Annotated in this window: 20 protein-coding genes and 1 other annotated feature; all 20 genes read left to right on the top strand. The window is 47.0% G+C overall.

From position 1 onward, the window contains the following. Window positions 1-47 precede the first annotated feature (47 nt). The 20 genes from ispD to ACR32F_RS28775 all read left to right on the top strand — a co-directional run bounded on the left by ispD (window position 48) and on the right by ACR32F_RS28775 (window position 20,624). On the top strand, window positions 48-740 hold the full coding sequence (ispD, locus tag ACR32F_RS28870; protein WP_440113242.1) for a 2-C-methyl-D-erythritol 4-phosphate cytidylyltransferase: 693 nt from the start codon (window positions 48-50) through the stop codon (window positions 738-740). Next, window positions 737-1,213 (top strand): 2-C-methyl-D-erythritol 2,4-cyclodiphosphate synthase, encoded by a 477-nt coding sequence (gene ispF, locus ACR32F_RS28865; RefSeq protein WP_440113239.1) that lies wholly within the window; start codon window positions 737-739, stop codon window positions 1,211-1,213. Before ispD ends, ispF begins: the two co-directional genes overlap by 4 nt. 33 nt (window positions 1,214-1,246) lie before the next feature. Further along, window positions 1,247-2,710 carry a glutamate--tRNA ligase gene (gene gltX / locus ACR32F_RS28860; RefSeq protein WP_440113236.1) on the top strand — a complete coding sequence of 488 codons (1,464 nt, stop codon included), beginning with the start codon at window positions 1,247-1,249 and terminating at the stop codon, window positions 2,708-2,710. Window positions 2,711-3,309: 599 nt separating this feature from the next. Continuing rightward, the gene (cysE, locus tag ACR32F_RS28855) at window positions 3,310-3,975 is read left to right on the top strand and encodes a serine O-acetyltransferase (RefSeq protein WP_440113233.1); all 666 of its coding nucleotides are present in this window, start codon (window positions 3,310-3,312) and stop codon (window positions 3,973-3,975) included. Between the two features lie 29 nt (window positions 3,976-4,004). Further along, the gene (cysS, locus tag ACR32F_RS28850; protein ID WP_440113230.1) at window positions 4,005-5,405 is read left to right on the top strand and encodes a cysteine--tRNA ligase; all 1,401 of its coding nucleotides are present in this window, start codon (window positions 4,005-4,007) and stop codon (window positions 5,403-5,405) included. After that, window positions 5,402-5,929 carry a Mini-ribonuclease 3 gene (locus ACR32F_RS28845; protein WP_440113227.1) on the top strand — a complete coding sequence of 176 codons (528 nt, stop codon included), beginning with the start codon at window positions 5,402-5,404 and terminating at the stop codon, window positions 5,927-5,929. The genes cysS and ACR32F_RS28845 overlap by 4 nt, the downstream gene beginning before the upstream one ends. An 86-nt stretch (window positions 5,930-6,015) precedes the next feature. Continuing rightward, a complete protein-coding gene (gene rlmB, locus ACR32F_RS28840; protein WP_440113224.1) occupies window positions 6,016-6,762 on the top strand; it encodes a 23S rRNA (guanosine(2251)-2'-O)-methyltransferase RlmB in 747 nt (248 codons plus the stop codon). A gap of 5 nt (window positions 6,763-6,767) precedes the next feature. Beyond that, entirely contained in the window at window positions 6,768-7,289 is a 522-nt protein-coding gene (locus ACR32F_RS28835) for an NYN domain-containing protein (protein ID WP_440113222.1), read from the top strand. A 171-nt stretch (window positions 7,290-7,460) separates the two neighbouring features. Continuing rightward, window positions 7,461-8,105 carry an RNA polymerase sporulation sigma factor SigH gene (gene sigH, locus ACR32F_RS28830; protein ID WP_440113219.1) on the top strand — a complete coding sequence of 215 codons (645 nt, stop codon included), beginning with the start codon at window positions 7,461-7,463 and terminating at the stop codon, window positions 8,103-8,105. A 304-nt stretch (window positions 8,106-8,409) separates the two neighbouring features. Continuing rightward, on the top strand, window positions 8,410-8,559 hold the full coding sequence (gene rpmG / locus ACR32F_RS28825; RefSeq protein ID WP_072735843.1) for a 50S ribosomal protein L33: 150 nt from the start codon (window positions 8,410-8,412) through the stop codon (window positions 8,557-8,559). Between the two features lie 20 nt (window positions 8,560-8,579). Continuing rightward, window positions 8,580-8,771, top strand: coding sequence for a preprotein translocase subunit SecE (gene secE / locus ACR32F_RS28820; protein ID WP_440113216.1), 192 nt, complete (start codon window positions 8,580-8,582; stop codon window positions 8,769-8,771). A gap of 22 nt (window positions 8,772-8,793) precedes the next feature. Then, a complete protein-coding gene (gene nusG / locus ACR32F_RS28815) occupies window positions 8,794-9,327 on the top strand; it encodes a transcription termination/antitermination protein NusG (RefSeq protein ID WP_145336484.1) in 534 nt (177 codons plus the stop codon). 68 nt (window positions 9,328-9,395) lie between these two features. Continuing rightward, complete coding sequence (gene rplK / locus ACR32F_RS28810) at window positions 9,396-9,821, top strand: 50S ribosomal protein L11 (RefSeq protein ID WP_024633598.1); 426 nt, start codon at window positions 9,396-9,398, stop codon at window positions 9,819-9,821. A gap of 96 nt (window positions 9,822-9,917) precedes the next feature. Continuing rightward, on the top strand, window positions 9,918-10,610 hold the full coding sequence (gene rplA / locus ACR32F_RS28805) for a 50S ribosomal protein L1 (protein WP_440113211.1): 693 nt from the start codon (window positions 9,918-9,920) through the stop codon (window positions 10,608-10,610). Between the two features lie 67 nt (window positions 10,611-10,677). After that, window positions 10,678-10,825 (top strand) — a sequence feature (ribosomal protein L10 leader region). Window positions 10,826-10,848: 23 nt separating this feature from the next. Next, a complete protein-coding gene (gene rplJ, locus ACR32F_RS28800; RefSeq protein ID WP_440113208.1) occupies window positions 10,849-11,352 on the top strand; it encodes a 50S ribosomal protein L10 in 504 nt (167 codons plus the stop codon). A 73-nt stretch (window positions 11,353-11,425) separates the two neighbouring features. Next, window positions 11,426-11,788 carry a 50S ribosomal protein L7/L12 gene (rplL, locus tag ACR32F_RS28795; protein WP_440113206.1) on the top strand — a complete coding sequence of 121 codons (363 nt, stop codon included), beginning with the start codon at window positions 11,426-11,428 and terminating at the stop codon, window positions 11,786-11,788. Between the two features lie 98 nt (window positions 11,789-11,886). Next, window positions 11,887-12,504 (top strand): class I SAM-dependent methyltransferase, encoded by a 618-nt coding sequence (locus ACR32F_RS28790; RefSeq protein ID WP_440113203.1) that lies wholly within the window; start codon window positions 11,887-11,889, stop codon window positions 12,502-12,504. 393 nt (window positions 12,505-12,897) lie between these two features. Beyond that, a complete protein-coding gene (rpoB, locus tag ACR32F_RS28785; RefSeq protein ID WP_440113200.1) occupies window positions 12,898-16,443 on the top strand; it encodes a DNA-directed RNA polymerase subunit beta in 3,546 nt (1,181 codons plus the stop codon). Between the two features lie 112 nt (window positions 16,444-16,555). Beyond that, window positions 16,556-20,170: a DNA-directed RNA polymerase subunit beta' gene (rpoC, locus tag ACR32F_RS28780; protein WP_440113197.1), complete on the top strand. Its 3,615-nt coding sequence runs from the start codon at window positions 16,556-16,558 to the stop codon at window positions 20,168-20,170. A 205-nt stretch (window positions 20,171-20,375) separates the two neighbouring features. Further along, window positions 20,376-20,624, top strand: a complete 249-nt coding sequence (locus ACR32F_RS28775; RefSeq protein WP_440113194.1) for a ribosomal L7Ae/L30e/S12e/Gadd45 family protein — start codon at window positions 20,376-20,378, stop codon at window positions 20,622-20,624. Window positions 20,625-20,651 lie beyond the last annotated feature (27 nt).

The following is a 20,651-nucleotide window of genomic DNA, read 5'->3' as shown; positions in this document are numbered from 1 at the left end:
TTTACATCTCTGAACGATAAACTGACAGACAAGGCAGGGATTGCGGCATGAATAAAGGGTGGGGTGTTGTCATTGTGGCGGCAGGTCGGGGAACCCGGATGGGAACGCCCGAGAGCAAGCAGTTTCTGCTGCTGCAGGACAAGCCCGTTTTCATACATACGCTTGAAGTGTTTGCAGCGATGGATGAGATCAGTGAGATCGTGCTGGTCACCGGAGTGGCAGATGTTGAACGATGCCTGAATTGGGTAAAAGAATACCAACTGGAGTCACGTGTTCGTGTCATCCCCGGAGGGAAAGAGAGACAGCATTCTGTCCATGAAGGCCTGAAGGCCTTGGATACGGAATGGGTCCTCGTTCACGACGGGGTACGTCCATTTATAAGCCGTGAGCATATCACAGGATGTATGGATGCCGCTATCTCGGGCGGAGCAGCTGTACTGGCCGTTCCGGTGAAGGATACGATCAAACAAGTGAATGCGGAGGGTGTCGTCACGGCGACGCCAGACCGCAGTAGTCTGTGGAGCATTCAAACCCCGCAGGCTTTTCGTCTTTCTTCACTGCTGCTCGCATACGAGTCGGCGGAACGGGACGGATTCCTCGGGACAGATGACGCGATGCTGGCTGAACGTCAGGGAATGTCGGTCAAGGTTGTGGAAGGCAGTTATACCAATATCAAATTAACAACGCCGGAAGATTTGGAATACGCCGCGTTTTTGCTGGAGGGAGAGAAGAAGCGATGATACGTGTAGGACAGGGATTTGATGTACACCAGCTGGTAGAAGGACGCCCGTGCATTATTGGCGGAGTGACGATTCCTTATGAAAAAGGGTTGCTGGGCCACTCGGACGCAGACGTGCTGCTGCACGCGATTAGTGATGCCATTTTGGGTGCTCTGGCACTCGGGGATATCGGCAAACACTTCCCGGATACCGATCCAGAATTCAAGGATGTCGACAGTTTGAAATTACTGGAGCATGTATGGCAGCTTGTGAAGGATCGCGGATACCGTCTGGGGAATATTGATTCAACCATAATTGCACAGAAGCCGAAGATGGCACCTTATGTTCCGCAGATGGCCGAGGTTATTGCCAAGGCACTGGAAGCGGATGTAACTCAGGTGAATGTGAAAGCAACAACAACGGAGCAACTGGGATTCCCTGGACGGGGAGAGGGCATTGCTGCCCAATCCGTTGTTTGTCTTGTACGTGTGTGATATCATCAATCAATTAGTGACGGAGGGGATCATATGAGCACGGAAATTCGTGTACGCTACGCGCCGAGCCCAACGGGACACCTGCATATCGGGAATGCCCGTACGGCGCTGTTTAACTATTTGTATGCCAAACATAATAACGGGAAATTCATTATTCGTATTGAAGATACGGACGTGAAGCGGAACATTGCGGGTGGGGAAGAAAGCCAGCTGAAATACCTGAAATGGCTTGGAATTGAGTGGGACGAAAGTATTGATGTGGGCGGAGAATACGGACCATACCGTCAAACAGAACGTCTGGATCTCTATCGCAAATATACACAGGAACTGCTGGATAAAGGTCGGGCGTACCGTTGTTACTGCACGGAAGAAGAGTTGGAGCAAGAACGTGAAGAGCAATCCGCCCGTGGAGAAACGCCGCGTTATTCGGGTAAACACCGTGATCTGACGCCAGAGCAATGCAGTGCGTTTGAAGCGGAAGGACGTGTGGCGAGTATTCGTTTCCGTGTACCAGAAGAGCGCATATATACGTTCGATGATATGGTTAAAGGTACAATTTCATTCAACAGCAAGGAATCCGGCGACTTCGTCATTGTGAAAAAGGACGGCATTCCCACGTACAACTATGCCGTTGCTGTGGATGATCATTTGATGAAGATCTCCCACGTCCTACGTGGGGAAGATCACATCTCGAACACGCCGCGTCAACTGATGATCTATGAAGCGCTCGGCTGGGAGCCGCCGCAATTCGGTCATATGACGCTGATCGTGAACGAGAACCACAAGAAGTTGAGTAAACGGGACGAATCCGTTATTCAGTTTATTGAACAGTATGATCAGCTCGGCTATTTGCCGGAAGCGATGTTTAACTTCATCTCCTTGCTTGGATGGTCTCCTGAAGGAGAAGAGGAAATTTTCTCGCAAGAGCAGCTGATCTCCATTTTTGATACAAAACGTTTGTCCAAGAGCCCGGCGGTATTTGATACCCACAAGCTGGCTCATTTGAACAACCACTATATCAAACACGCGGACCCGGATCGTATTGCTGAAATGGCGATTCCACATCTGCAAAAGGCGGGGCGTATTGCTTCCGAATTATCTGGAGAACAGAAAGAATGGGCATATAAGCTCGTTCACCTCTACCAGGAGCAGATGAATTCAGCATCGGATATTGTGGAATTGTCGGAAGTATTCTTCCGTTCCCATCTGGAACTGGAAAGTGAAGGTGCTACTGTACTGGCCGAGGAGCAGGTACCTACAGTTCTAAAGGCTTTTGCTGACAAAGTACAAGCTAGCGATGAGTTCACACCAAGCAAGATGGCCGCCCTCATCAAGGAAGTGCAGAAGGAAACCGGATTTAAGGGGAAACAGCTCTTTATGCCGATCCGTGTAGCCCTGACGGGACAGACTCATGGCCGTGATCTGAACCAAACGATCGTACTGCTTGGCCGTGATACGGTTATCGATCGATTGCGTGCTCAGGTAAAAGGCGCTTAGGACATACTCGTTTTCCACTCTGCCATGGACTTGTGTAAGATGGTAGACTCGGGACCGACATGAAGGAAGGTTGTTGTCAGTCCATAACCTTTTCGCTATAATAGCAACACAAAGGTTAAATGACATGATTTTATTTATCATAGAACAGCAAAGACCGGGAGAGTAGATTGAGCCGGGCAGATTCAGAGAGGATGGTCCCGCAGGCAAAGAATGAAGTTCTTTGCTGCGGTGGCTGTGAGCCATCCACTGTCTGTCAATCGAAATGCACCCGTGAGCTGCGCAGCCGAATCCGGCCCCGCCTCTTGTTAGAACAACAGAGGAAAACGTCAGGATAGGTTGTGACGGTTGGTTTCCGTTATAGAACTATGGAGGGTTCGTTCTTAATTGTAAAAGGATATGAAGCGGCTTTAATCGGCTGATCAGTCCTGATATGTTAAGGCACGGACCAAGCAGAGTGGGACCGCGATAAACGCCTCTGCAGCTTAAATAGCTGCAGGGGCGTTTTTTTTGTTTAGGGAGAGTCGGCAATACACTACCATATGAGGGCCGCGCCGTCCGGTAAGCCGGAGGACGAAGACCTGAACAAGAGGGGAACGAGCATGTTCAAGAAGATCAGATCAGATATCCAGGCGGTGTTTGAAAACGATCCGGCGGCCCGGGGATGGTTTGAGGTGGTATTTACTTACTCTGGGCTGCATGCGATATGGGCGCACCGGATGGCACATTTTTTATACAAGCGGAAATGGTTCTCGTTCGCCCGGTTCATTTCGCAGACCAGCCGTTTTATGACAGGGATTGAGATCCATCCCGGGGCTACGATTGGCAATCGGTTATTTATTGATCACGGCATGGGAGTTGTCATTGGGGAAACGTGTGAGATTGGCGATGACGTTGTTATTTATCAGGGGGTTACCCTTGGCGGAACAGGGAAAGAAAAAGGAAAGAGACATCCGACGATTGGCAATAATGTGGTTATCTCATCTGGAGCCAAAGTGCTGGGTTCTTTCAGCGTGGGGGATCAATGCAACATTGGAGCTAACTCCGTCGTGCTTAAGGAAGTGCCTTCGAACAGTACCGTTGTAGGCATACCCGGCAGAATTGTGAAGCAAGACGGTCGCCGGGTGGATCGTCTGAATCAGCAGCTTCCCGATCCAGTGATCGATTCCCTGCGCAGTATGCAACAAGAAATCGAACGATTGCGGGAGGAAGTGCGTACTCTGCAGAGTACCCATGAAAATGAGCCCGTGCGTGGTACAATAGAATAATGATGGATACGGATGAAAGGAAAGTGACTATGACGCTTCAAATTTACAATACGATGAGTCGTACCAAAGAGAATTTTGTTCCCCAAGAGCCGGGAAAAGTAAAAATGTATGTCTGCGGACCAACAGTATATGATTACATTCATATCGGGAATGCACGCCCGGTTATCTTTTTTGACACGGTTCGAGGATATCTGGAACAGACAGGACATGAGGTAAACTATGTTGTGAACTTTACCGATGTCGATGACAAACTCATTCGCAAAGCCGAACAACTGGGGACAGATGTTCCTCATGTCGCAGAGAAATTTATTGCTGCTTATTACGATGATCTGGAAGGATTGGGTATTCCCAGGGCGAGCAGCAATCCGAGAGTGACAGAGAACATGCCGCTCATTATTGATTTTATCCGTGAGCTGGTTGAAAAGGGATTTGCTTATGAAAATGGCGGTGATGTGTATTATCGCACAGGCAAATTCGCGGAATATGGCAAACTTTCCAAACAAAACTTGCAGGAGCTCCAATTCGGCATCCGCATTGGGGTAGATGAGCGTAAGGAACATCCGGAAGACTTCGTACTCTGGAAGGCTGCCAAGCCAGGTGAGATCTACTGGTCGAGTCCATGGGGGGATGGTCGTCCAGGCTGGCATATCGAGTGTTCTGCCATGGCGAGAGAGTACCTTGGGGATACACTGGATATTCATGGGGGCGGACAGGATTTGCAGTTCCCGCACCATGAGTGCGAATGCGCACAATCCGAGGTATTGACGGGTAAACCGCTCGCGAACTATTGGATGCACAACGGTTTTATTCGGATCGATAACGAGAAAATGTCGAAATCACTCGGTAACGGAGTTCTTGTTAAAGATCTTCGGAGTCAATATAAACGCGAAGCACTTCGTTATTTCATGTTGTCTACCCACTATCGTAATCCATTGAACTTTACGGACGATACGATGGAACAGGCACAGAACAGTGTGGATCGTATCGCCAATGCCGTAGGTAACCTGAACCATCGTTTACAGGCTGTAAGCGTGGACCAGGAGGTTTCAGCAGAGTTTGCTGCGAGACTGGAGCAGATTCGTCAGCAGTATCATGAGAAAATGCAGGATGATTTCAATACCCCTGATGCGATTACGGTTCTGTTTGAATGGGCTGGAGAAGCCAATCAGTTGTTACAGCAGGAAGTCGTAAATGCAGCAGCCATTCGTGCGCTTCTGGCATTGTTCAGTGAACTGAATGCTGTGCTGCGTATCTATACGGACGCTGAGCCGGAACTTTTGGATGAAGAAATTGAGCGTTTGATTGAAGAACGTACAGAAGCTCGCAAGTCCAAAAACTGGGCACGCGCGGATGAAATTCGCGATGAGCTTTCAGCGCAAGGCATTATGCTTGAGGATACCGCTCAAGGGATGAGATGGCGGCGTAAATGAGCGAAGAACATCCGATTAAGTTGTCTGAATCTGTCGAGCAGGCTGAGCAGAAAGAACAAAATATAGATAAACAACATGAGCAGATCGCGCAGGGAGGGTGGTTCCCTTATCCTCCTTCCAGGCCTGCCCGGTTGATTCCTCCCATTGCACTAGCCTATATTGGTGATGCGGTGTATGAAGTGGCCGTACGGCAGTATCTCTTGTCCAAAGCTAACATGCGTCCCAACCATCTGCATCGGAGTGCAACGGGGCTGGTATCAGCAAAGGCTCAGAGCCGAATCCTTACAGGTATTGAGACTGAACTAACCGAAGAAGAATGTGACATTGTAAGACAAGGACGAAACGCCAAGTCGGGCAGTATTCCCAAAAATGCAGATGTATTGGAATATAGACATGCCACGGCTTTGGAGTGTCTGATTGGTTACCTGTACAGCAGCGGTCGACATGATCGTATGATTGAACTAATAAGTCGGGGCATTGAATATGCCGAACAGAATTCGAATTCGAAAGTGCCGACTAAATAACAGAAATTCTAACAAAGCCGTTTCTGTGGGGGCAGCCTACTCAGATGTAGATGCCAGCAGGACGTTATAGAGAGGATCGAACAACGATGGAAGAAGAATGGATCGCGGGTAAACACTCCGTGACGGAGGCGCTGCGTTCAGGCCGGACAATTAATAAAATATGGATTGCTGATACAGCACAGAAACATTTGACGCAGGCCATCATCGCTGAAGCGAGAAAACTGGGTATTGTCATTCAGCATGTAGACAAGCGTAAACTGGATCAAACGGTTCCAGGTGTTCAACACCAGGGTGTGGTTGCCCAAGCGGCACCTTACGCCTATGTGGAGGTAGAAGACATTCTTGCCGCGGCGGCAGCAAAAAATGAGCATCCTTTTTTGATTTTGCTGGATGAGATTGAAGATCCTCATAATCTCGGTTCGATTTTGCGGACGGCTGACTGCACGGGGGCCCATGGTGTCATTGTGCCTAAGCGGCGCTCGGCAGCAGTGACGGTAACGGTATCCAAAACATCTGCAGGTGCAGTAGAGTACGTGCCAGTGGCTCGTGTAAGTAACTTGGGACAAACCATCGACCGTCTTAAGGAAGAGGGCGTATGGGTTGTGGGTACGGATGTCGATGCCCAAGAGAAGGTATTCGGCAACGGAGTCTTTACGGGCCCGGTAGCACTTGTGATCGGGAACGAAAATAAGGGGATGGGACGACTCATTCGCGAAAAGTGCGATGTGTTGATTAAATTGCCGATGCAGGGTCAGATTAATTCCCTGAACGCTTCCGTAGCGGCGGGTGTTATCATGTATGAGGTGCTTCGCTCGCGCCAAGCGCAGGAATAGAAGATATGGCTGATTCCCGTGATGTGCTTCTTGTAGACGGGTACAACATGATTGGTGATTGGCCGGAGCTATCCAGACTAGCGGAGAGTGGATTGGAGGAGGCCCGAAATAGGCTTCTCTTTCGTCTAGCCGACTACCAGGCTTTCTCCGGTCTGCGAGTCATTGTTGTTTTTGACGCCTACCTCGTGCCTGGACTCGGAAAATCCTTCACCCAGAGCAAATTGCAGATTTATTTTACTAAGGAAAAAGAGACGGCAGACGAATGCATTGAGAGACTCGTTCGGGAACTAAGCACGCGAAGACGCCGTATCTATGTGGCTACAAGCGATATGGTAGAGCAGCATATCATTTTTGGACAGGGAGCACTGCGTGTATCTGCAAGGGAATTGCTGATCGAAGTAGAGCAGAACGAAAAAGAGTTACAGAAACGTCTGGAAGAAGATCAGGCTAAAGCAACGCGTAATACACTCGGGGGAAAATTGAGTCCGGATGTTTTGAAGCAGTTTGAGCGATGGCGGCGGGAATAACAGTACCATTTTACAAATTTTAGAATATTGAAACTCTTGACATTTATGTTATTGATGTTCTTTTTTAGGCAGAGCGTGGTTGACGGTGTGAGGTACCATCATATATACTGATCCTATATTTCATAGAGTAGAGTAACGGGGTACCTTGCGTTGCAGCCGGAGGGATTGTCTGTGAGTGTCGACCTCAAAGATATCATGTTAGCTAAGTATGATTACCAAAGTGACGAAGACATTGTCGAAGCTTTCCGTGAAGGCGAAAGCGAAGCGTTAGAGTTTTTGATTAACAAATATCGCAACTTTGTACGCGCCAAGGCAAGATCTTATTTTCTGATTGGGGCAGACCGGGAAGATATCATTCAAGAAGGAATGATTGGACTCTATAAATCCATACGAGATTTTAAAGGGGACAAGCTGGCTTCTTTCAAGGCCTTTGCCGAACTGTGCATTACACGACAGATTATTACGGCGATTAAGACAGCAACACGTCAGAAGCATATTCCGCTTAATTCTTATGTATCTCTGGACAAGCCTATTTATGACGAAGAGTCCGATCGTACGTTACTCGATGTGATTTGTGGAACCCAGGTCAGTGATCCGGAAGAGCTTATTATCAATCAGGAAGAGTTTGTGGGCCTGGAAGATAAGATGTCGGAGATACTAAGTGATCTGGAACGTAAAGTATTGATGTTGTATCTGGACGGGAGATCTTATCAAGAGATTGCAGTAGATTTGGACAGACATGTGAAGTCCATTGATAATGCACTTCAGCGCGTTAAGCGCAAACTTGAAAAGTACCTGGAAGTTCGAGATAATTGAACACTGTTGTCGTTGACGGAAAAGGCTCGGGATTTGAGTCTTTTTTTGCTGCTTCAAGTTTATAAAGTGAAAGAATGATTATACTAGTAATCGCTCGGTCCATGCAGGAGAAGAGATAAATCAGAGATGCGAAACCTAATGTGTGTATACGGAACTTTTACCCAATGATGAAAGGCTATTCTTTCATTGACATGGCTATACCCTTGTGATAAAGTGATTTAGGTAGGCCTAAATTTGTGGCTTTTTTTTCAGGATCAATTTAGAGACTCCGCTTCAATGTGGAAGTCTTCGGGAGGTGTACATCATGCGGGTAATTATTACTTTGGCTTGTACTAACTGCAAACAAAGAAATTACACTACGACAAAAAACAAGCGTAATCACCCCGACCGCATGGAGATGAAGAAATTTTGCAAGTTTTGTAACGAGCAGACTTCTCATCGCGAAACCAGATAGTTTTTGGAGGTGTAGTCGGCGTGAAACGAAGTTTCAAATCTCTGATTTCCTTTTTCACAGAAAGCTGGGCTGAACTTAAAAAAGTTCGCTGGCCTAATCGTAAAGAGCTGACCAACTACACATTGATCGTTCTTGGTACTGTTGTGGTTATGACGCTATTTTTTTGGGTCGTTGATATCGGCATCTCCGCTGTGATCGAAGCGATTATTTAAGAAGGGTCCCAGGTGGCTTGATATGGAGAAAAGATGGTACGTCGTTCATACCTATTCAGGGTATGAGAACAAGGTCAAAGCCAATTTGGAAAAACGCGTAGAGTCCATGGGCATGGAAGACAAGATTTTCCGCGTTCTTGTTCCTATGGAAGAAGAAGTGGTAAACAAAGACGGTAAGAAAAAAACCGTTATGCGTAAAGTTTACCCCGGATATGTCTTGGTGGAAATGGTCCAGACGGATGACTCTTGGTATGTTGTTCGCAACACACCAGGTGTTACGGGATTTGTCGGTTCGACAGGTTCCGGGTCCAAACCAACTGCATTGTTGCCTGAAGAAGTGGAACAAATTCTGAAGCACATGGGCATGGTTGAACCTAAGCCTAAAATTGAATTCGAAATTAAGGAATCCGTACGTATTAAAGTTGGTCCTTTTGCGAATTTTGTGGGCTCCGTGGAAGAAATTTTGGTAGACAAAAGCAAGTTGAAAGTGCACGTGAACATGTTTGGACGGGAAACGCCGCTTGAGTTGGAATACACACAAGTGGAGAAGATATAGTCTCTTCGAGTTTCTTGTGGGAGGGCTGAAAGGCCCGTTGACCACTATTTTGCAAGGAGGTGTCAATCATGGCAAAAAAGGTAATCAAAATGGTAAAACTTCAGATTCCAGCAGGTAAAGCGAATCCAGCGCCTCCGGTAGGTCCAGCTTTGGGTCAAGCAGGTGTCAACATCATGGCATTCTGTAAAGAGTTCAATGCTCGTACAGCCGATCAAGCGGGATTGATTATTCCTGTTGAAATCACAGTATTCGAAGATCGTTCCTTTACTTTCATTACTAAAACTCCACCAGCAGCAGTTCTGTTGAAAGTGGCAGCTAAAGTAGAAAAAGGATCCGGCGAACCGAATAAGAAAAAAGTTGCTACTGTTAAACGTGATGCGGTGCGTCAAATCGCAGAACAAAAAATGCCTGACCTGAATGCAGCAGACGTAGAGTCCGCAATGCGTATGGTCGAAGGTACTGCCCGCAGCATGGGTATCACCATCGAAGACTAATTTTTCATCTGGAAACATGGCTTCGTAATGCCGGTCGATTCGCGGCCGGTTGATGTGGGAGGTATATCCGCTAACACCACAAAGGAGGAATAAAACATGGCTAAACACGGTAAAAAGTACCTGGAAGCTGCTAAGCTGATCGACAGCGAAGCAACTTACGAGTCTTCTGAAGCTGTAGAGCTTGTGAAGAAAGCAGCAACTGCAAAATTCGATGAAACTATCGAAGCAGTAGTGCGCTTGGGTGTAGACCCGCGTAAGCAAGACCAGGCTGTACGTGGTGTTGTTGTCTTGCCACACGGCACAGGTAAAACACAACGCGTATTGGTATTTGCAAAAGGTGACAAAGCGAAAGAAGCGGAAGCAGCTGGCGCGGATTATGTTGGTGATGCAGATATGATCAACAAAATCCAACAAGGTTGGTTCGAATTCGACGTCTGCGTAGCGACACCGGATATGATGAGTGAAGTAGGTAAATTGGGCCGTCTGCTCGGCGGTAAAGGTCTGATGCCTAACCCTAAAGCCGGAACGGTAACTTTCGATGTATCCAAGGCTGTTCAAGAAATTAAAGCCGGTAAAATCGAATATCGTCTGGATCGTGCAGGTCAAATTCATGCACCGATCGGTAAAGCTTCTTTCTCTGCAGAGCAATTGAATGAGAACCTTAAAGCTCTCATGGAAGCATTGAATCGCGCTAAACCGGCGGCAGCAAAAGGCGTTTATCTGAAGAATCTTAGTCTTTCTTCCACGATGGGCCCTGGCGCACGCGTGAACGCAGCAGCTTTTAGATAATAGTTCTTGACAGGCTTGTCCTGTTCTGATAATCTATAAAAGTTGTGAGTCCGAGTGACTGACCGTTGACATTTGAATATGCTTACCGTAGACAGTAGGTGCCAGTTGGCTTAATTTCCTACCGAGGTGTGATTATAGAACTTAGAACGATGCAAATCGGTTATGAGTATATATCAAGCCTTCGTGAATCTACGGAGGCTTTTCTTAATGGGATAAATTTGATCAGGAGGTGTACAGTTTGGCAAACGCAAAAGTGATTCAAGCAAAACAAGAGTCCGTTGATGCAGTAACAGCAAAATTGCGCGAGAGCGCTACGACCGTTGTTGTTGACTATCGCGGTTTGAACGTTGCCCAAGTAACTGAGCTGCGTAAGCAGCTTCGTGAAGCCGGAATCGAATTCCAAGTGCTGAAAAACACGTTGCTTCGCCGCGCAGCTACTGCAGCAGAACTGGGAGAACTTAATGAAGTACTCACAGGTCCTACTGCGATTGCATTCAGCGCAGACGACGTTGTGGCTCCAGCCAAAATTCTGAACGACTTCGCGAAAAAGAACGATGCACTGGAATTAAAAGGTGCAGTTGTAGAAGGTCGCGTAATCGGAGCAGAAGAAGTGAAAGCATTGGCAGAACTTCCTTCCCGCGAAGGTCTCCTCTCCATGCTCCTCAGCGTGCTTCAAGCACCAGTGCGCAACTTCGCGCTTGCGGTTAAGGCAGTTGCGGATAAAGAAGAGCAAGGCGCGTAAGCAACTTGATCTGAATGTTGCTTAGGCAGCAACGAATTACAAAAAAAATAAAATTATATATGGAGGTTCAATCATGAGTAAAGAGCAAATCTTGGAAGCAATCAAAGGCATGACTGTACTGGAACTGAACGATCTTGTTAAAGCAATCGAAGAAGAATTCGGCGTAACTGCTGCAGCTCCAGTAGCTGCTGCAGGTGCTGGAGCTGCTGTTGCAGAAGCTGAGCAATCCGAGTTCGACGTAATCTTGACTAGCGCTGGTGCTTCCAAAATCAACGTTATCAAAGCAGTTCGCGAAATCACAGGTCTTGGCCTGAAAGAAGCAAAAGAACTGGTTGACAACGCACCAAAAGCTCTGAAAGAAAAAGTTGCTAAAGAAGAAGCAGAAGCAGTTAAAGCTAAGCTTGAAGAAGCAGGCGCTTCTGTAGAAGTTAAATAATTTAGCTTTCATATAAGCTGGATGAACAAAACAACAAACCCCTTGACTTATATCAAGGGGTTTGTTGCTGTAATTGTAAATGGAAAGTGAGTGAGGACATGTCCAATCATTATTATTCGGACAAACCGCAGGTGGCACATGACAGACGGGCTACAGAAGCGGAATTACGTGGATGGAAATTGCGGCTCGTTACAGATGCAGGTGTATTTTCCAAAAACGGAATCGATTACGGCAGCAGAGTGTTAATTGATGCTATTGATTTGCCTGCTGGAGCTCATGTTCTGGATGTGGGCTGTGGGTATGGACCCATTGGTCTCACGGCAGCCAAGCTTGTGCCGGACGGACATGTCACCATGATCGATATCAATGAGAGAGCGGTTGAGCTTTCCAGGGAAAATGCAAAAGCGAACGGAATAACGAATGTAACGGTTATGCAAAGTAATCTACTGGCAGAGGTTGAAAAGGAAGACTTTGACGTGGTTCTGACCAATCCTCCTATCCGTGCGGGTAAGGAAACCGTGCATACTATTTTTGAACAGGCACATCGTCATTTGAAGGTAGGCGGGGCGTTATGGATTGTCATTCAGAAGAAGCAGGGGGCACCATCGGCGAAATCGAAGTTGGAATCTTTGTTTGGACGAGTGGAAGAAGTGACGAAGGATAAAGGCTACCGGATTTTCAAAGCGGTGAAAATGGGAGAGCTGACTTTAGGCTAATTCTTGATTTGTAAAGTAAGCAGGCTAGCATTTTTTTCGCAATAGGACTATTGACTTGAAATTCAGGGCGTGGTATTATTGTAAAATGTCAGTATTAAGATGCCCTATTTGGCTTTAGCTAACTATAAATGTCAACCTTTTTTTACGCCGAACGGGCTTATTATGCCAACGTTTGGCGTATAATATGTACATTTTGGGCAAACTGGGGATAAGTGTGGTTTGGAAAGACATCTGCCGATCAAAGTTGCTCTTTTTTCGAACGACATTCGAGTAAGGGCTTTTCTTTATTTGTGGATGAATTGCTTTCGTCTGTATGTGTACCATTATAAGGTTACAAACAGAGGTTCGCAACGAAATTTTTAAAGTGAGTAGACATTGAGGGGTGAGTTTAAGTTGGCAGGACATCTTGTTCAATATGGTCGACGCACTCGGCGCAGTTATGCACGAATTAACGAGATACTCGAAGTTCCGAACCTGATTGAAATCCAACAAAAATCTTACGATTGGTTTTTGGAGGTAGGGTTGCGCGAAATGTTCCAGGATATCTCGCCGATCCAGGATTTCACAGGTAACTTGATTTTGGAATTTATCGATTACAGTCTCGGTGAACCGAAGTATACAGTAGACGACGCGAAAGAGCGTGACGTTACTTATGCAGCACCGCTTCGGGTTAAAGTCCGGCTCATTAATAAGGAAACCGGAGAAGTCAAAGAGCAGGAAGTATTCATGGGAGATTTCCCGCTGATGACCAACACCGGCACATTTATTATTAATGGTGCGGAACGGGTTATTGTCAGCCAGTTGGTTCGCTCTCCTAGCGTTTACTTCAGTACCAAAGTAGATAAAAACGCCAAAAAAACGTATACCGCTACAGTTATTCCTAACCGCGGCGCTTGGCTCGAACTGGAGATGGACGCGAAGGATGTTGTTTACGTCCGGATCGACCGTACACGTAAAATACCGGTTACGGTTCTCCTGCGTTCACTTGGTTTTGGCACAGACGCTGAGATTCTGGATCTGCTCGGTAATGACGAATATATTCGCAACACGCTGGACAAAGACAACACAGATTCCACGGAGAAAGCGCTGATTGAGATTTATGAGCGTCTTCGCCCGGGTGAGCCACCAACGCTTGATAACGCGAAAAGCTTGCTCGTAGCACGTTTCTTTGATCCAAAACGTTATGACCTGGCTAATGTAGGTCGTTACAAAATGAATAAAAAGCTTCACATCAAGAACCGTTTATTCAATCAGCGTTTGGCTGAGTCTCTCATTGATACCGAGACGGGTGAAATCATCGCTGAAGCGGGCCAAATGGTTGATCGTCGTTTGTTGGATGAAATCATGCCGTATCTGGAGAAAAGCGTTGGTTTCCGCACGTATCACGTTGGTAACGGTGTTTTGGATGCCAATGATATCCCTATGCAAACAATTGATGTGTTTTCACCGATTGAAGACGGTAAAGTTGTCAAACTGATTGCCAATGGGAACATTGACAAGTCCGTTAAGAACGTAACCCCGGCGGATATCATTTCGTCTATTAGTTATTTCCTTAACCTTCTACAGGGTATTGGTAGCACGGATGATATTGATCACCTGGGTAACCGTCGTTTGCGTTCAGTGGGTGAGCTCTTGCAAAACCAGTTCCGTATCGGTTTGTCCCGTATGGAACGCGTTGTTCGTGAGAGAATGTCCATTCAGGATGCTAACGTCATTACACCACAGGCTTTGATTAACATACGTCCTGTTATTGCATCGATTAAAGAGTTCTTTGGTAGCTCCCAACTGTCGCAGTTTATGGATCAGACGAACCCGCTGGGTGAGTTGACGCATAAACGTCGTCTGTCTGCACTCGGACCTGGTGGTTTGACGCGTGAGCGCGCAGGTATGGAAGTCCGTGACGTCCATCCATCCCACTATGGCCGGATGTGTCCGATTGAGACTCCAGAGGGACCGAACATTGGTTTGATTAACTCCTTGTCTACATTTGCTCGTGTGAACGAATATGGTTTCATTGAAGCCCCGTATCGCTGGGTTGATCCGAAGACAGGTGTTGTAACCAAACAAATCGATTACCTGACAGCAGACGAAGAGGACAACTATGTAATCGCTCAAGCGAATGCGAAGCTGAATGAAGATAGTACATTTGAAGAAGAAGCGATCATTGTACGTTATAACAAGCAATCGGATAACATCCTTACGATGCCGAGTGAGCGCGTTGACTACATGGACGTATCTCCTAAGCAAGTTGTATCCGTCGCTACAGCGCTTATTCCGTTCCTTGAGAACGATGACTCCAACCGTGCGCTCATGGGATCGAACATGCAGCGGCAGGCCGTTCCACTTTTGATTCCTAAAGCACCACTTGTGGGAACAGGTATGGAACACAAAGCCGCGAAAGATTCCGGTGTATGTATTGTCTCCGATTATGACGGAATTATTGAACGATCTACTGCGAACGAGATTTGGTTGCGTCGTATCGAAGAAGTTGATGGTTCAGAAGTCAAAGGCGATATTGTTAAATATAAATTACACAAATTTATGCGTTCGAACCAAGGAACATGCATTAACCAGCGTCCGATTGTTAAAAGAGGAGCTGCTGTCAAAGCTGGGGACATCCTTGCAGATGGTCCTTCGACGGAGATGGGTGAACTTGCTCTGGGACGTAACGTTGTCGTTGCCTTCATGACTTGGGAAGGTTACAACTACGAGGATGCGATCCTACTCAGTGAAAAACTCGTTAAGGAAGATGTATACACATCCATCCACATCGAGGAATATGAGTCGGAAGCGCGTGATACCAAGCTCGGACCTGAAGAGATTACACGTGATATCCCGAACGTTGGGGAAGAAGCGCTGCGTAACTTGGATGAGCGCGGTATTATCCGGATTGGTGCTGAAATCAGTGCTGGTGACATTCTGGTTGGTAAAGTGACGCCAAAAGGCGTAACAGAACTTACTGCAGAAGAGCGTCTCCTGCATGCGATCTTCGGTGAGAAAGCGCGTGAAGTACGTGATACTTCCTTGCGTGTACCTCACGGTACTGACGGAATCGTAGTCGACGTAAAAGTGTTCACACGTGAAAACGGCGATGAACTGCCTCCTGGTGTTAACCAACTCGTTCGTGTCTATATCGCTCAAAAACGGAAAATTTCCGAGGGTGATAAAATGGCCGGACGTCACGGTAACAAAGGGGTCGTGGCCCGTATTTTGCCGGAAGAAGATATGCCTTTCCTGCCGGACGGTACACCAGTTCAAATCGTTCTTAACCCGTTGGGCGTACCTTCCCGGATGAACATTGGTCAAGTGCTTGAAGTTCACTTGGGTATGGCAGCCATGCAGCTCGGTATTCACGTAGCTACCCCTGTATTCGACGGAGCGAAGGAGTATGATGTCTTCGATACGATGGAAGAAGCAGGTATGCAACGTAATGGTAAAACCGTTCTGTACGATGGTCGTACAGGTGAAGAGTTCGAACGTGAAGTTACTGTAGGCGTCATGCATATGATCAAACTGGCGCACATGGTTGATGATAAAATCCATGCTCGTTCCACAGGTCCTTACTCACTCGTTACGCAACAGCCTCTGGGTGGTAAAGCCCAGTTCGGTGGACAACGTTTCGGGGAGATGGAAGTATGGGCGCTTGAGGCTTATGGCGCGGCCTATACACTGCAAGAAATCTTGACGGTTAAGTCCGATGATGTTGTAGGTCGGGTGAAAACGTACGAGTCTATCGTCAAAGGCGAGAATGTTCCAGAACCAGGCGTTCCTGAATCATTCAAGGTATTGATTAAAGAGCTGCAAAGCTTGGGTATGGACGTTAAGATTTTGAGCGAAGATGAGCAAGAGATTGAAATGAAAGAAATGGACGATGAAGATGACGCTGCGAGCGATAAGCTCAGCCTCAACCTTGAGGGTACAGAGGTCGGAGCGGAGTAACCGCTTCGGGCGCATGATGACCGGCGCTTTTCATCAGGCTCGCGTCTTGCTCCGGCTTCGGCCGGAGAGGGCGTAACCTAGAATACAGGACTTGGTTAAGGAGGGTTGCTCCTTGTTGGACGTCAACAATTTCGAATACATGAAGATCGGGCTTGCTTCCCCAGAAAAAATTCGTTCTTGGTCCCGCGGAGAAGTGAAAAAACCGGAAACGATCAACTATCGTACGTTGAAACCGGAAAAAGAAGGGCTGTTCTGCGAAAAGATTTTTGGCCCTACAAAAGACTGGGAATGTCACTGCGGTAAATACAAACGCGTCCGTTATAAAGGCGTTGTCTGTGATCGCTGTGGCGTTGAAGTCACACGTGCGAAAGTACGCCGCGAACGGATGGGCCATATCGAGCTTGCTGCTCCGGTATCGCATATCTGGTACTTCAAAGGTATTCCGAGCCGTATGGGTCTTGCTCTGGATATGTCTCCAAGATCTCTCGAGGAGATTATTTATTTTGCATCATATGTAGTAACTGATCCGGGAGAAACTCCCCTGGAGAAAAAACAGCTGTTGTCCGAGAAAGAATACCGCAGCTATCGTGAAAAATACGGCTATGGTTTCCATGCTGGCATGGGTGCCGAAGCAGTTAAGAAATTGCTTCAAGACCTTGATATAGACAAAGAGCTCGAGTTCCTGAAAGAAGAGCTCCGGACTGCACAAGGACAACGTCGTAACCGTGCGATCAAACGTCTGGAAGTAATTGAAGCATTCCGCAACTCTGGTAACAAACCGGAGTGGATGATCATGGATGTACTTCCTGTTATCCCGCCGGAACTTCGTCCTATGGTACAGCTGGATGGTGGACGTTTTGCAACTTCTGACTTGAATGATCTGTATCGCCGTGTAATTAACCGGAACAACCGTCTGAAACGTTTGCTTGACTTGGGCGCGCCAGATATTATCGTGCAAAATGAAAAACGGATGCTGCAGGAAGCGGTTGACGCCTTGATCGACAACGGTCGTCGTGGACGCCCTGTAACAGGTCCGGGTAACCGCCCATTGAAATCTCTCAGCCACATGCTGAAAGGTAAACAAGGACGTTTCCGTCAGAACTTGCTCGGTAAACGGGTTGACTATTCTGGTCGTTCCGTTATCGTTGTTGGACCTTACCTGAAAATGTATCAGTGTGGTCTGCCAAAAGATATGGCACTTGAATTGTTCAAGCCTTTCGTTATGAAAGAGCTTGTAAATAAAGGGCTTGCCCACAACATCAAGAGCGCTAAACGTAAAGTTGAGCGTGTAAGTCCTGAAGTATGGGATGTTCTTGAAGAAGTCATCAAGGAACACCCGGTTCTTCTGAACCGTGCCCCTACGCTTCACCGTCTCGGTATTCAAGCATTTGAACCGATCCTCGTTGAAGGTAAAGCGATTCGTCTTCACCCGCTCGTATGTACGGCTTACAATGCCGACTTTGACGGTGACCAAATGGCCGTGCACGTTCCATTGTCCGCTGAAGCTCAAGCGGAAGCACGTATCCTGATGCTTGCATCAGGCAACATTTTGAACCCGAAAGACGGTAAACCGGTTGTTACCCCTTCCCAGGATATGGTGCTTGGTTCTTACTACCTGACCATGGACAACAAAGAAGAAAAGGGAACAGGTATGATCTTGCGTACAGTTAACGAAGCAGTTTCTGCGTATCAACGTGGTACTGCAGGATTGCATGCGCGTGTTGCCATCCCGGTTAGAGCACTTGGCAAAACAATCTTTACCGAGAAACAACAAGATGCAATGTTGCTGACTACGATCGGCAAAATCATCTTTAACGAAATCTTCCCGGCAAGCTTCCCTTACATTAACGATGCAACTCGTGCGAACCTGTACCAAGGTACTGCAGAGCATTCATTTGTTTATGAGAAGGGTGCTGACCTTAGAGAAGCAATCATGAACGCTCCTCTGGCTGGTGGCGTCGGCAAAGAATATCTCGGTTCTATCATCGCACGTTGTTTTGAGATTTATCACACAACGGAAACAGCCGTTATTTTGGATAAAATCAAACAACTCGGATTCACATACTCTACTCGTGCCGGTATTACGGTTGCGGTATCAGATGTTATCGTTCCGCCTGAGAAGTTTGAAATTCTTAGACAGTCTGAGGAAAAAGCACAAATCGTTACGAATCAGTACCGTCGTGGTCTGATTACGAATGAAGAGCGCTATGACCGTATCATTGATATCTGGTCGAAATCCAAAGATGACATCACTGAGATTCTGATGAAGTCCATGGATCGTTACAACTCGATCATGATGATGGTAGACTCCAAAGCACGGGGTAACAAATCGCAAATTACCCAATTGGGTGGTATGCGTGGTCTGATGGCCAACCCATCGGGTCGAATCATTGAACTCCCAATCAAATCGAACTTCCGTGAAGGTCTGACGGTACTCGAGTACTTCATCTCGACTCACGGAGCACGTAAAGGTTTGGCGGATACGGCCCTGCGTACAGCCGATTCAGGTTACCTGACTCGTCGTCTCGTAGACGTAGCCCAAGACGTAATCGTGCGTGATGATGATTGTGGTACAGATAAAGGCTTTACGGTAAGTCGTATTCAGGATGGTAAAGAGGTTATTGAGGATCTCTACGACCGTATTGAAGGCAGATACTGCTTCGAGACAGTTCGTCATCCGGAAACGAAAGAAATCATTGCAGGTCGCAATGAATTGATTGACTCCGATAAAGCAGAGGCGATCATCAAAGCGGGAATAACCAAATTGCAAATCCGCTCCGTACTTAGTTGCCGTGCAAGTCATGGTGTCTGCAAGAAGTGTTATGGTCGCAACCTAGCGACAGGTAAACACGTGGAGATTGGTGAAGCAGTTGGTATTATTGCAGCACAATCCATTGGTGAGCCAGGAACACAGCTTACAATGCGTACGTTCCATACCGGTGGTGTAGCCGGAGACGATATTACGCAAGGTTTGCCGCGTATTCAGGAGTTGTTTGAGGCTCGTAATCCTAAGGGTCAAGCAACGATCAGTGAGATTGATGGTGTTGTTAAAGAGATTCGCGAGGCGAAAGATCGTCGTGAAATCGAAATTCAAGGTGAAGCAGAATCTAAAGTTTACTCTGTTACCTACGGTTCCCGTGTACGCGTAAGCGAAGGCATGGAAATTGAAGCGGGCGACGAGTTGACAGACGGTTCTATCGATCCAAAAGAAATGCTGCGCATTAAAGGCGTACGTGGCGTACAAAACTACATTTTGCAGGAAGTACAACGCGTATACCGTAACCAGGGCGTAGAAATCAATGACAAACACGTTGAAGTTATGATCCGTCAAATGTTGCGTAAAATCCGCATCGTCGATGCAGGAGATACAACACTGCTGCCAGGATCGTTCGTGGATACGCATGAGTACGAAAGAGCTAACAAAATAGCGATTCTTAGTGATAAAGAGCCAGCGGTTGCAAAACCAATCCTGCTCGGTATTACCAAAGCATCCCTGGAAACAGACTCCTTCCTCTCGGCGGCTTCGTTCCAAGAAACTACTCGTGTACTGACAGATGCAGCGATCAAAGGTAAAGTCGATCAGTTGCTCGGTCTGAAAGAGAATGTAATTATCGGTAAATTGATTCCTGCTGGTACGGGTATGCATCGTTACCGCAGCATTAAATTTGCTGAGCCAGAAGATGGCCAATCTCCTGTAGAAGAACTTGAGCCAGTTTCTGTAGATTAATGAGTTTCAGCCTCTTCAAAGGGTGAAACTAGGTTTTGTACGTCGGGAGGCGGACGACTGTTTAGTACAGAAGGACGTTTCCCGGTACGGCAAAACTTTAAATAAATGTTTCACGATTAGCATTGACAATGCTTGCGCTAGATGCTAATATATCAAAGGTGCGTGGGCAGCTGATTGTACATGGTCCTATTCGGAGGAATGAACAATGTCTAATGAAAAAGGTCTGCAAGATGCTCATGTCAAAATAGGTACCAAACAGACCATGCGGATGGTCCAGTCAGGAATGGCTGCTGAGGTCTATGTGGCCGAAGATAGCGATCCGCAGCTTACTTCCAAAATCATTGCCATGTGTGAACAACACAATGTGAAGTACACGAAAGTGGACACAATGAAAAATCTCGGCAAAGCTTGCGGGATTGGAGTGGGAGCAGCAATGGCTGCTGTCGTCAAATGATAGGGTAAGGAACGTTTTTGTCCGAGA

The sequence above is a fragment of the Paenibacillus hebaui genome (assembly GCF_051934385.1).
In the GTDB taxonomy this organism is placed as follows: Bacteria; Bacillota; Bacilli; order Paenibacillales; family Paenibacillaceae; genus Paenibacillus.
The sequence above is the reverse complement of the archived record's forward strand: the minus strand, read 5'-3'. Positions and strand labels throughout refer to the sequence as shown.

Coding starts and splice junctions, on each gene's coding strand:
- ispD (WP_440113242.1), top strand. CDS start 48: ATGAATAAAGGGTGGGGTGTTGTCATTGTGGCGGCAGGTCGGGGAACC.
- ispF (WP_440113239.1), top strand. CDS start 737: ATGATACGTGTAGGACAGGGATTTGATGTACACCAGCTGGTAGAAGGA.
- gltX (WP_440113236.1), top strand. CDS start 1,247: ATGAGCACGGAAATTCGTGTACGCTACGCGCCGAGCCCAACGGGACAC.
- cysE (WP_440113233.1), top strand. CDS start 3,310: ATGTTCAAGAAGATCAGATCAGATATCCAGGCGGTGTTTGAAAACGAT.
- cysS (WP_440113230.1), top strand. CDS start 4,005: ATGACGCTTCAAATTTACAATACGATGAGTCGTACCAAAGAGAATTTT.
- ACR32F_RS28845 (WP_440113227.1), top strand. CDS start 5,402: ATGAGCGAAGAACATCCGATTAAGTTGTCTGAATCTGTCGAGCAGGCT.
- rlmB (WP_440113224.1), top strand. CDS start 6,016: ATGGAAGAAGAATGGATCGCGGGTAAACACTCCGTGACGGAGGCGCTG.
- ACR32F_RS28835 (WP_440113222.1), top strand. CDS start 6,768: ATGGCTGATTCCCGTGATGTGCTTCTTGTAGACGGGTACAACATGATT.
- rpmG (WP_072735843.1), top strand. CDS start 8,410: ATGCGGGTAATTATTACTTTGGCTTGTACTAACTGCAAACAAAGAAAT.
- nusG (WP_145336484.1), top strand. CDS start 8,794: ATGGAGAAAAGATGGTACGTCGTTCATACCTATTCAGGGTATGAGAAC.
- rplK (WP_024633598.1), top strand. CDS start 9,396: ATGGCAAAAAAGGTAATCAAAATGGTAAAACTTCAGATTCCAGCAGGT.
- rplA (WP_440113211.1), top strand. CDS start 9,918: ATGGCTAAACACGGTAAAAAGTACCTGGAAGCTGCTAAGCTGATCGAC.
- rplL (WP_440113206.1), top strand. CDS start 11,426: ATGAGTAAAGAGCAAATCTTGGAAGCAATCAAAGGCATGACTGTACTG.
- ACR32F_RS28790 (WP_440113203.1), top strand. CDS start 11,887: ATGTCCAATCATTATTATTCGGACAAACCGCAGGTGGCACATGACAGA.
- ACR32F_RS28775 (WP_440113194.1), top strand. CDS start 20,376: ATGTCTAATGAAAAAGGTCTGCAAGATGCTCATGTCAAAATAGGTACC.